The following is a 259-nucleotide window of genomic DNA, read 5'->3' as shown; positions in this document are numbered from 1 at the left end:
CCAGGGATGCGCGAGATGCTCGCGCCGACGTCGGCGATCATTGGAGCCGGATTGGGCGATAGCGTCGCCTTGATCACGGACGGACGCTTTTCGGGCGGCACATACGGGTTGGTGGTCGGCCACATCGCCCCAGAGGCGGCCGTTGGCGGTGAGATCGCTTTGGTCGAGGAAGGCGACCTCATTACGGTGGATGCCGAGCGCGGGTTGTTGCAGCTCGAAGTGGCAGACGACGAACTTGCGCGGCGGCGTGAGCGGTGGG

Annotated in this window: 1 pseudogene; it reads left to right on the top strand. The window is 66.0% G+C overall.

Features of this window, described 5'->3' with window-relative positions:
- Positions 1-259: pseudogene (locus C4334_RS13265) on the top strand (dihydroxy-acid dehydratase domain-containing protein); the annotation flags it as partial.

Origin of the sequence: Pyrinomonas sp. (assembly GCF_040289685.1) — a bacterium.
Lineage (GTDB): Bacteria > Acidobacteriota > Blastocatellia > Pyrinomonadales > Pyrinomonadaceae > Pyrinomonas.
Note: the sequence above shows the minus strand (reverse complement) of the source record. Positions and strands in the feature narration are given on the sequence as shown.